At 43.6% G+C, this 11,287-nt stretch carries 10 protein-coding genes; 7 read left to right on the top strand and 3 right to left on the bottom strand.

What is annotated here, in order from left to right; translation table 11 throughout:
- The 4 genes from vnfG to V7K76_RS23805 all read left to right on the top strand — a co-directional run.
- On the top strand, nucleotides 1–1,016 hold a 1,016-nt coding region (gene vnfG, locus V7K76_RS23820), incomplete at its 5' end, for a V-containing nitrogenase subunit delta (protein ID WP_334779007.1).
- Nucleotides 1,017–1,357: 341 nt separating this feature from the next.
- Nucleotides 1,358–2,743: a V-containing nitrogenase subunit beta gene (gene vnfK, locus V7K76_RS23815; protein ID WP_334779008.1), complete on the top strand. Its 1,386-nt coding sequence runs from the start codon at nucleotides 1,358–1,360 to the stop codon at nucleotides 2,741–2,743.
- A gap of 129 nt (nucleotides 2,744–2,872) precedes the next feature.
- A complete protein-coding gene (locus V7K76_RS23810) occupies nucleotides 2,873–4,399 on the top strand; it encodes a nitrogenase component 1 (protein WP_334779009.1) in 1,527 nt (508 codons plus the stop codon).
- A 417-nt stretch (nucleotides 4,400–4,816) separates the two neighbouring features.
- On the top strand, nucleotides 4,817–6,160 hold the full coding sequence (locus V7K76_RS23805) for a nitrogenase component 1 (protein WP_334779010.1): 1,344 nt from the start codon (nucleotides 4,817–4,819) through the stop codon (nucleotides 6,158–6,160).
- Nucleotides 6,161–7,057: 897 nt separating this feature from the next.
- On the opposite strand, the gene V7K76_RS23800 is transcribed toward V7K76_RS23805, so the two are convergent.
- From V7K76_RS23800 to V7K76_RS23790, 3 genes are all read right to left on the bottom strand, one after another.
- Nucleotides 7,058–7,462 carry a VOC family protein gene (locus tag V7K76_RS23800; protein WP_335030100.1) on the bottom strand — a complete coding sequence of 135 codons (405 nt, stop codon included), beginning with the start codon at nucleotides 7,460–7,462 and terminating at the stop codon, nucleotides 7,058–7,060.
- 18 nt (nucleotides 7,463–7,480) lie between these two features.
- A complete protein-coding gene (locus V7K76_RS23795) occupies nucleotides 7,481–8,077 on the bottom strand; it encodes a tRNA-(ms[2]io[6]A)-hydroxylase (protein WP_334779012.1) in 597 nt (198 codons plus the stop codon).
- A 205-nt stretch (nucleotides 8,078–8,282) separates the two neighbouring features.
- Complete coding sequence (locus V7K76_RS23790; protein ID WP_334779013.1) at nucleotides 8,283–8,489, bottom strand: hypothetical protein; 207 nt, start codon at nucleotides 8,487–8,489, stop codon at nucleotides 8,283–8,285.
- Nucleotides 8,490–8,913: 424 nt separating this feature from the next.
- On the opposite strand from V7K76_RS23790, the gene V7K76_RS23785 reads away from it, so the two are divergent.
- The 3 genes from V7K76_RS23785 to V7K76_RS23775 all read left to right on the top strand — a co-directional run.
- Nucleotides 8,914–9,300 carry a type II toxin-antitoxin system RelE/ParE family toxin gene (locus V7K76_RS23785; protein ID WP_334779014.1) on the top strand — a complete coding sequence of 129 codons (387 nt, stop codon included), beginning with the start codon at nucleotides 8,914–8,916 and terminating at the stop codon, nucleotides 9,298–9,300.
- The gene (locus V7K76_RS23780; RefSeq protein WP_334779015.1) at nucleotides 9,297–9,623 is read left to right on the top strand and encodes a helix-turn-helix domain-containing protein; all 327 of its coding nucleotides are present in this window, start codon (nucleotides 9,297–9,299) and stop codon (nucleotides 9,621–9,623) included. Before V7K76_RS23785 ends, V7K76_RS23780 begins: the two co-directional genes overlap by 4 nt.
- Nucleotides 9,624–10,701: 1,078 nt before the next feature.
- The coding region (locus tag V7K76_RS23775) for a tetratricopeptide repeat protein (RefSeq protein WP_335030098.1) at nucleotides 10,702–11,287 on the top strand (586 nt) is incomplete at its 3' end.

Here is an 11,287-nt window from a genome sequence, read left to right as displayed (position 1 = left end):
ATGATGGCAATGAACTTGAGTTCTTTGAAGTGCTGGAGATGGTCAAGCCAGATTTGGTTTTGACTGGACCACGGGTGGGTGCTTTAGTGAAGAAGTTGCATTTGCCTTATGTGAATGGTCATGGCTACCACAATGGCCCTTATATGGGTTTTGAAGGTGCGGTGAATATGGCGCGGGATATGTACAATGCCATCTACTCGCCTTTGATGAAGTTGGCTAACCTTGATATCCGTGATGGGCAAAAGCTGCCAAGTACCAATGGTAATGGCAATGGTAAAGCAACCAAAGAGCTATCTGAGCAAGTTGTTTCTTTAGTTCAACAGCAAGTTAAGGAAGCTACTTCAGAGGTCAAACAGCTAGTTAAGGAAGTTGCGCCACAGGTTCAAAAGCCAGCTAAGGAAGTTGCACCACAGGTTCAACCCCAAGCTAAGGAAGTTGCACCACAGGTTCAACCACAAGCTAAGGAAGTTGCGCCACAGATTCAAGCGCAAGCTAAGGAAGTTGCACCACAAGTTCAAGTGCAAGCTAAGGAAGTTGCACCACAGGTTCAACCCCAAGCTAAGGAAGTTGCGCCACAGGTTCAACCACAAGCTAAGGAAGTTGCACCACAGGTTCAACCCCAAGCTAAGGAAGCTGCACCACAGGTTCAAGTGCAAGCTAAGGAAATCGCGTCATACATTCAAGAGCGAGCTGCGGAAGTCACAAAATTAATTCAAGAACGTTGTTTGTGGCAGTTTCACTCTCGTGCATGGGATCGGGAAGAAAACATCAATGGTGTTCTCAATATGGCCGCCCAAATCTTGACTGGAGAAAAGGTGGTTCTAGAAACCTTGATTGAGAGAGGTTTTTATGCAGATGCGAAGATCCTTTCGGCTGACCTAGAAATTAGGTTTGCATGGTTAAATAGCATGGAAAACTCGCAAAAGAAAGCAGTACTGGAAGCTGTTAAGGCAATGCTGATCGATATTGTAATAACCAAGTCGAAGAATGGTGAATTGCATTATTCGCTTTATTAAAGCAATTAGATCGGTAATTCAACCAAACTAGGACTTACGCAAAGGTAAGAAAAAGAAACCACAGAGGACGCAGAGGCCACGGGGGAATGAGAGTTTGAGAGAGTTTTTGCGTAAGTCCTACAAACGAACGGCGTTGTTGAATGAGAGTATGAATTAGAGTCTTGTCATCCTGTTAGTGTTTGTGCAGAAATTTTCTTACAGAGTAGAGACTTACAGAGTAGAGAGCGATCGCTCGCCGCAGACATCGCTCCACTTTTTTAAGCTCAAAAAGACAATTCATCTCTTCGTTCAGCAACGCCAAACAAAACCACGCAATTTTTTACCACATAGGAGTCAAGAGAATGTCTTTAGTCGTAAAACAGAAAGAACGCAAGGGAATCATCAATCCTATATTTACCTGTCAGCCTGCTGGGGCTGAATACGCTTCCATCGGAATCAAAGATTGTATTCCCCTGGTGCATGGAGGACAGGGGTGTAGTATGTTCGTTCGTCTCCTGTTTGCCCAGCATTTGAAGGAAAATTTTGACATTGCTTCTTCTTCACTCCATGAAAATAGCGCTGTTCTTGGAGGTATACCACGGATTGAGGAAGGTGTAAAGACCTTAATTGCACGATATCCCGATTTACGAATTATCCCAATTATTACGACTTGTTCAACTGAAACAATTGGGGACGATATCGAAGGAACCATTAACAAGCTCAACGTCCATTTAAAGGAAGCTTATCCCGATCGCAAGGTTATCCTGGTTCCTGTACATACTCCCAGTTACAAAGGTAGTCAAGTCACTGGCTATAATGTCGGCGTAAATGCAATCATTTCTACTCTAGCAAAAAAAGGCCAACCAACTGGCAAGTTGAACATCATCACTGGGTGGCTGAACCCTGGAGATGTCACTGAAGTTAAACGCATCTTAAAAGAGATGGACGTTCCAGGAAACATTTTACTGGATACAGAAACCTTCGATGCGCCCACAATGCCCGATAAGACAAGTTTTGCCTTTGGGAATACTACCATTGAAGACATTGCTGATTCTGCCAATGCGTTGGGAACTATTGCCTTATGCAAATATGAAGGCGGTAGTGCAGCCGAATTCTTAGAAGAAAAGTTTAAGGTTCCGGCAATCATTGGCCCAACACCAATTGGGATCAAAAATACCGATATCTGGCTGCAAAATATCAGCAAACTGACTGGTAAACCAATACCAGAATCTTTAGTCAGAGAACGTGGTAAAGCTATTGATGCGATCGCCGATCTCGCCCACATGTTCTTCGCTAACAAGAAGGTTGCTATTTACGGAGATCCCGATTTAGTAATTGGTCTAGCAGAGTTCTGCTTAGAAGTTGAGTTAGAGCCAGTGCTGATGTTGTTGGGAGACGACAACAAAGCCTGCACCAAAGACCCCAGAATTGCCCAGTTAGAGAAGCAAGCAGCTTGTGATATCGAAGTCATCTGGAATGCAGACCTCTGGGAATTGGAGCGCCGCATTACAGATAAATCTCTAGAAATCGACTTGATTCTCGGTCATTCCAAGGGTCGATATATTTCTATCGACAACAAAATTCCGATGGTTCGGGTAGGCTTCCCCAGCTTTGACCGCGCAGGTTTGTGGAAATATCCTGTGATTGGCTATAAAGGAGCAGAATGGCTAGCAGATAACATTGCTAACGCCATGTTTGCAGATATGGAGAACAAGCACGAGCGCGAGTGGATCTTAAACGTCTGGTAGATTGAATTTTCAACGCAGAGTAAAACGCAGAGGAGCGCAGAGTTTGAACCTCTATTCAAAACTTTGCGTTCCTCTGCGCCAACCTCAGCGATCCTTTGCGTTTAAAAAAGATGAAATATTTGGAGAACTATGATGATAGATCAGAATGTCGTATTTTACGGAAATTTGAGTGAATTGTATCGCTTGGCAAAAGAGGGTAAGATTAAGACGACTTTACAAGGTAGTCATACCCGCCCCTGTAAATTTTGGACGGCAACGAAGATTTTAAGTGGGATTAAAAATGCGATCGTCATCTCTCACGGGCCGAGTGGCTGTGCTTATGGTGTCAAGCGGGCATACAAGTTGACCAATAGCCGCAACAGTGGTTCCCCTTATGAACCTGTGGTAACTACGAACATGAGTGAGAAGGCGGTAATTTTTGGTGGAGAAAAAGAATTAAAAGGCGCGATTCGAGAAGTAGATGAAAAATACCATCCCGATGCGATCGTTGTTGCTACTAGTTGTGCGTCTGGTATTATTGGCGACTGTGTTGATGACGTAGTAAATAAGGCACGTGGCGAAATCGATGCCGAAATCATGACGATACATTGTGAAGGATTCGCCGGGGAGTATCGCAGTGGATTTGATATCGTATTTCGGCAAATTGTAGACTTTATGGAGCCACCAACTCCAGAGCGTAAAGCACAACTTGCGGATGCTGTCAATATTGTGGGCGCAAAGATGGGCCCGGAAAGGACGGAAGTTGAAACCGATGTCAAGGAACTGGTGCGGTTGATAGAAGCAATGGGGGCAAGAGTTCACAGTGTAATCGCAGGTGATTGTACCTTAGAAGAACTCAAGCAAGCGCCAAGTGCAGCAGTCAACTGTACCTTATGTTTGGATCTTGGCTATACCATCGGCAAAGCCATGTCAGACAAGTTTGGTACTCCATTAAATTCTACTATCCTCCCCTATGGAATCAGCGCTACAGAAAAATGGCTCGAAGGGGCGGCAAAATATTTAGGGATGGAAGAACAAGCGGCTGCCCTAATGGAAAAGGAATATGCCGCAATCAAGACTGAATTTGAAGCAGCTAAGGGTTATATAGAAGGGAAGTTAGCGATTATTGAAGGACATGATGCTATCAAGTGCTTATCCCTTGCTCACATGTTGGATCGTGATTTTGGGATGCGTGTAGTAATCTATAACTTCCATCCCTGGAGTACAGAAGCACGAGAAACCAGTGTAGACTACCTATTGGAAACAGGGTTAGACCCGGAAATCCTAATTACGAAGGGGACACTGGCCTTTGGTAAGTATGAGTCCATGAAACAAACGGAAGATGAATTACTGGATTTTATTGGTGGTCTTGATGCAGAATCGGTAGTGTATTTTGGTTCTTCCTTAAGTTTCCCCCATATTCCCGTAGTCGATTTAAATGCTATCTTAAATCGTCCCAGATTTGGCTATCGCGGAGCCTTAAAGGTCGCAAGGTGTATTAAAACAGCACTTCAATATGGCTTTAGACCTCGGAGTGCTTTAACCAAGCAAATGGTATTCCCTAAAAATTCCGGGTTAGCATCTACTCAATCACTAAGCGGAAAATTAGCTCAAGACATGCCTGATTGTACCGTATATGCAGCAGGAAAGAAGCGGGGAAAATGCTTTAACGAGTAATAAATGAAATTTTGTCTAACGGACTGACAACAAATAAATTACCCAATCTTGTGGGGTGGGCATCTTGCCCGCCTTTGTATGATACGGGCGGGCGAGACGCCCACCCCACAAGAAAAGGCTTAAGTCAAAAATGTCAAGGCGGAAGTCGCTACAGGCTGCGCGAAACACGGAAACGTTAACACAGAAGCTCTTGCAGGGAAGACGGAAGCTCTTGCAGGCTGCGCGAAACACGGAAACATCAACACAGAAGCTCTTGCAGGGAAGGCGGAAGCTCTTGCAGGCTGCGCGAAACACGGAAACGTCAACACAGAAGCTCTTGCAGGCTGCACAAAACACGAAAACGTTGAGGCAGAAGTCGCTACAGGCTGCGTGAAAAGCTTTTACCATAGTCAAGCCTTAGAAAAACAGGAGGAAAAAATGTCTGCTGAAACGACTTTTGACAATTGTAACCATAGTAAAGACCCAGTAGTTGGGTGCGCCCTTGAAGGTATTGCAACTACAGTTGCTGGCATTAAAGATGTCAGTATTGTGATTCAGTCTCCACAGGGTTGCGCGTCCACCGTCGCAGCTGGGTATGATGCTCATGAGGTTGATTTCACCAAGCGGAAAGTAGGTTGTACTCGTCTTTTTGAGTCAGACATTGTGATGGGAGCGTCTGATAAACTCAAAAATATGATTAAAGAGGCGGATCAATCTTTTGATTCTAAGGTGATGTTTGTCGTTGGTACTTGCGCGGCAGACATCATTGGTGAAGATATTGCGGGATTGTGCAACCAACTTCAGCCAGATATCAAAGCCAAACTCGTTCCTTTACTTGCTGGTGGGTTTCGGGGCAATGCTTATGATGGCTTGGAGATGGGTTTGGAGGCTTTAATTCCTTTTATCAAAAAAAGGCAGACTAAGAGAAGGGGCAGGAAGCCAAGGATTGTAAATATCATTGCACCACAGGCAAATCTGAATCCTACTTGGTGGGCTGATTTAGAATGGGTAAAGCAGAAGTTAAAATCTTTAAGGATTAAAGTACAGACGGTCTTCTCTCATAATACCTCCTTTGAAGAACTAGAGCAAGCTGGTGAGGCAACCGCCAATATTGTTCTCAGTCATGATGTTGGGTATAAGTTTGCTCGGAAAATGCAACAGACCCATGATATCCCTTTGATCCTTGATGATATACCTTTACCAATAGGTGTAAACAACACTACTCGGTGGTTGAAAGCATTGGCGGCACATTTCAAGATAGATGAAAAAGTAGAGCCAATCATCAAACAAGGCGAAGAAATGGTCGTAGATACACTCCGCAAACGAGCATTGATGATTATTCCCCGATATCGTAACTGTAGAATTGCCATCTCTGCGGATGGGACGCTTGGCATTGGACTGGTGAGAATGCTCTTTGAAGAATTGGAGATGATTCCAGAAGTCTTATTATTTCGCTCGGCGATGCCTGATTCTCGTTCAATTCTGGAGCGAGAACTGCACAGCCTCGGTCTTACTTCCCGCGTAATATTTTCGGCAGATGGCTATCAGGTAAAACAGACTTTAGAAGAGTTTGATGTTGATGCTGTCATTGGCTCGGCATGGGAAAAATACATGGCAGAGGAACTAGGAATCAAAATTGCTTTTGATGTATTTAGCCCCACTAACAGAGAAACTTATGTTGACAAGCCATATTTTGGCTATGAAGGCATGATCAATATGATGGAGGTGATTGCTAACGATTGGGATAGAGCTTTTCGTTCCAAAGAGATTCATTGGACATAGAAAGGTATTGTGTCAAAAAGAACTTCAAAACTGCGGGAATTGACCGAAAATGACAAGGGGAGCAATAGTGCGTAGGTTTTGGAATTTCTTGGTTGAGGCAAGCAGGGGGAGCAATGGATGTAGGGGAAGAGTTTTGCCCATTAGTGTCAACTTAGGGACTTCCTACAAATAAATTACCCAATCTTGTGGGGTGGGCAATCTTGCCCGCCTTTGTATATAGGCTCTCGTGTCGCCCACCCCACAAGAAGTAGTTGAGTATTTTTTTATTTGTCAGTCCCTTAAGCCCAAACCCTTTTAAAATCTCGTTTCCAGCCTCCGGCTGGAAATGCAACTCAAAAGTGGCTCTGCCGCCAGTAAGAGAGGCGGAGCCTCAAAGACGAGCATTCCCAGTCGGAGACTGGGAACGAGATAATATCTAAAAGCTTGTACTAGGTTAGTTTTCACGTTAAGTTGACACCTATGGGCACTGCCGTGCCCCTACACCTTGCGGTATAATGTTGTACCTCATCTGAATGGGAACCGCTATACATAGACATTAAGAAGTAAAAAGATAATCCCCATAAATAAATTGAGGGGAAATAATCACGGACGCATTATTTCTCGCGCCCAATGGGAAAACCAGTCGCCTACGGCGGAAAACCCGCCTACAGCGCTGGTTCACTGCGCCACGACGCTCGTTCGCTCTTAGCGTCTCTCTTTGGGAGAAGACTCGCTTGCCGCCGGCGCTATCGTTATAAATGTTTTTATTTCATTCCATAAATAAATTTAGGGGCAACTCTTGGAGACGCACTCGCGTTCAAAGCATTTTTCTTTTTCTTTATGAGTGCCTTTTTACTTTTTACTTTTGCCTTGTTCGGTGAACCAGAATTATCGAAGTGAGCCTGATTAGAACTGTAATTAACTGATAATTCCGAGATTGTTGTAGATTTCGATGAGATTGCCATCAGGATCGCGGAAATGAGCTGTGCGAATTCCCCAGTCTGAGCGATCTTGTGGTTCAGTCACAACGATCGCATTCTGAGCCTTTACTTGTTCATAGACCTCATCCACGTTATCGACTGCGAAAACTAAGACAGTTTTATCTCGACTGACAACATAAGAAGGCTGTTCGATTCTGGGGACGACTTCAGCCATTAATTCTTTTTTAAACAAACCCAATTTGAGATATCCGGTATTAAACTCAGCATATCCGCTATCTTTATCGCCCCAATCGACATCGAATTTTAGCAGATCCCGATAGAACAGAAAAGAATCTTTATAGTTTGAGACAAGTAGTCTCAGGTGTGTTAACTGAAGCTTCATATCTGTTCCCTTGGTCTACTAACTGTGAATTCTCGGTTCTGGGTGCAAAGTCGCCAGCAACTCGCTTTCGACAGTTGCCAATTCATCAAGCCGTTGCATGACTATTTCTCTGTCGAAGTAAGTAGCAGCTAAAACCCAATATATACCGTAGTGGCGTGCTTCGGATGCCATTAGTCCACGATAAAATTTTGCTAACTCTGGCTCTGGACAATGAGCAGCTAGTAGTCCCAGGCGTTCGTGAGAGCGAGCTTCGATTAAACCAGTGACTAGTAAGGAATCCAGAAATCGCTCAGGTTCTTTGGGGCGTACTGTCGCTTTTAAACCCGCGCCGTAGGGAGGCGGTGATAGGGGAGCCAGGGGAATATTCCGGCGTTCTAACCATTGGTTAACTAGTTCAAAGTGTTCTAGTTCTTCGCGGGCGATCGCAGTTAGTTCCCGTACCATTTTAGTATTGGAAGGGTAGCGAAACATCATATTCAAGGCCACGCCTGCCGCTTTGCGTTCACAGTGGGAGTGGTCGAGTAAAATGATATCTAAGTTAGCGATCGCTTGTTCAACCCAAGCAAAACTAGTGGGCTGTTTCAGGACGTTGATAGTCGGTAACTGAGTAAGCACAGAGTCACAAAACTCCAGAATTGAAATTTAGCTGAGTATCATAGCAAATTGATTTTAACTTTTTCAGCAGAAGTCCCACACCTCACTGTAGAGGGATGGGGAATTACGCGATACTGTTAAAATTGCTGGTTTCGCCATAATTACTGTTACTCAACAATTGCAGTGCCTAGCCGTTATCTTCAAAAATCCGTCGTTAAAATATCTATTATTTAACCAGTTGTTTTAAACGAAAGTATGCCTCTTCTGGTGTCATAGGTTCGGATTGACTTTCATTAGGGATATAAAATACCCAGGTATCGGGAAAGTAATGCACCACAAAGCTGGGAATCAAACCCAAGCTTAATGCTTGCTTTGCGAGTTTTTCGGTTTGTTCCTCTAGACTCAGTTGGTCATGAAATACGTGTTCAGCCATACTTGTTCATCTCCCTGCACTTTATTTGACCTTGGAAGAAGGTTTAGGTTATTCACCATGTTTCAGAATGAGCTTGAGAATATTTTGGTAATAGACCTAAATCATTTCCAATATGCTTTCGTAGAGAATCATAAAACTATTTTGGTCAGTCGCGTTAATCTGAAATTGAATTAAGGACTTCCAAATAAAAATATTCAATTAACTCTTGTGGGGTGGGCATCTTGCCCGCCCAGTCCAGAGGGCGGGCGAGACGCCCACCCCACAATATTGGATAATTTATTTCTTAGAGTTTCCTTAGATAAGGCAACAGGGTATTACTATCCGCGTGTAAGCTCGGTGGTTGAGCCTAAAATAAAATGCTTAATTTTGGGATACTGATCCACTTATTGACATAGTATGCTAGATTTAGCATACTAACTATTACATGAGTGAAACTCACCAAAAACCTCTCAAATACATTGCAAGCGCTCTAGATGACTTGAAGGATTTCCCTGAAGATGTGCAGGACGTAATGGGTTACGCTCTTGATTTAGCACAACATAGGGGTAAGCATCCTGACGCAAAACCCTTGCATGGTTTTAAAGGGGGTGGGGTTTTAGAGGTCGTAGATGATTTTGATGGAGATAGATACCGAGCAGTGTACACTGTGAAATTTGCGGGGTTTGTTTACTTATTACACGCATTTCAAAAGAAATCAAAGCACGGTATTGCTACATCACAACAAGATATAGATTTAGTAAAAAAGAGGTTAAAAGCCGCCCAGGAAGACTATTTAGAACAAGCTGCTAAAGAAAAAGGAGTAGATGAGTGACTAAAGAAAATAGCGTTTATACTAGCAGTGGAAATGTCTTTTCTGACTTAGATTTACCTAATTCTGAAGAAAGATTAGTGAAAGCTGAATTAGCACGTAAAATCAGTGAATCTATCACTTTCCGCAATTTAACACAAGTCCAAGCTGCTGAACTTTTAGGAATCGATCAGCCAAAAATATCAGCATTAGTTAGAGGTAGACTTTCAGGTTTTTCAATTGATAGACTATTTCAATTTTTGAATGATTTAGATAATGATGTAGAAATTATTATCAAAAGAAAGCCTGAAGATCGCAAGCAAGCTCGGACAACAGTTGTTTCCTAATCAATAGATAAAAACTCGCGACAGCATATATATTAAGATGCCCCTTTAGAATTAACTAAGCGTCATTGCCTAGACCGCTAATATCATAAGCCACACTGCAAGTCCCTAAAGTCCCAACGCAGTAAAAGTGTGGTGTGGAGTACAGAATCAGGATTAGCCCCAATACTGCTCGGTTAAGGTGCATAGTCATTGGAGATCCCCCTTACCCCCCTTAAAAAGGGCAGGGCTGATTCATTCGACAAGGTACGTATTTTGTCAATACCATTGGCGATAAATATTCTGGCAGAAGTCATGAATTGTTGACCATACTGATGCCTAAGATTGAATGCCTTGCTTATTTTTCATCTCCTGAACCCTTGATTTTTAAAGCCTTTTAGGGAATGAATCGGCCCTGCTTAAAAAGGGGGGTTGGGGGGATCGATTCTTAACCGAGCAGTATTGGGATTAGCCCTTTCAAGGTGAGTAAAAATTTTGCTCAAAAAATTCCTCTTTAATCTCTTAAGAGACCTCCACAAAAAGAAATGCCCAATTGTCATTGCGAATGGAGCGAAGCGAAATGAAGCAACCGCAAAATCTTGGGATTGCTTTGCTACACTCCGTTTCGCTCGCAATGACAGCTTTTGGATCAATCATTCTGTGGAGTTTTCTAACTCTGTGTTCTCTTCGTCTGGAGTGGTTAAATAAATTACTTTTAAACCGCAGAGGCAATAGAGTTGCCAGTGCGCTCTTGCGGTTCCCCGACTTGTACCTGCGGGGATCTTGCTACGCGCAGCTTCTCCCCTTCTCACAAAGGGAGAGGCTAGCGCTAAGGGAGAAGCAACTGGCGCAGCGCAGAGAGAAAACAGAGATTTTACGAGTCACCTTGAAAGGGCTAGTCCTGAAATTTTGGGTAAACTCCAGTGAGTTCGTTGCAAAAACGGAAACCAGAACCGTAAACTTTGACCGCACCCATAAAATCAATTTAAAGTTTCAGCAAAGTTTCCGCAATATCCCTGATGACAAGTAAATAATTTATTAATATTAGGGACTGGGTTCGGCAGAAATAGCGTTGTTAATAATCACAGATTGAGGCTAAACAATGATGGGGAGTGTAAAGTCTCAGTGGGTTTTTTGGTGCTTTCTAACAAAATTTACCCGTAACAGTTTAACTTTGCTGCTGAGTATGGTTTTGCTATCTGATGCAGTGGGGGCAACACCGAGAGGTACACCGTTGCAGATAGCACAACAGCCAGGAACAACGTCACAAGATGCAACTCGCGCTGCTGCGGAACGGGTTTATCAAGAGGGGGAGGAACTTTATCAGCAAGGGACAGCAGAATCACTGCGACAGGCGATTGGGAAATGGCAAGAAGCGCTGAAGCTTTGGCAACAAGTTGATGATAAACCTGGGCAAGCTAATACCCTCCTTGGTATTGGCTTAGTCTACTCCTCATTAGGAGAAAAGCAAGAAGCGCTCAAATACTACAACCAAGCTTTACCTATATTCCGTGCAGTGGCGGACAGGGGAGGGGAAGCCACCACCCTCAACAATATTGGCTTCGTCTACGACTCACTTGGAGAAAAGCAATCAGCGCTCAAATACTTCAACCAAGCTTTACCCATAAGCCGTGCAGTAGGGGACAGGGGAGGGGAAGCCACCATCCTCACTGGTATTGGCTTAGTCT

The sequence above is a fragment of the Nostoc sp. genome, from assembly GCF_036917975.1.
GTDB lineage: Bacteria > Cyanobacteriota > Cyanobacteriia > Cyanobacteriales > Nostocaceae > Nostoc.
Note: the sequence above shows the minus strand (reverse complement) of the source record. Positions and strands in the feature narration are given on the sequence as shown.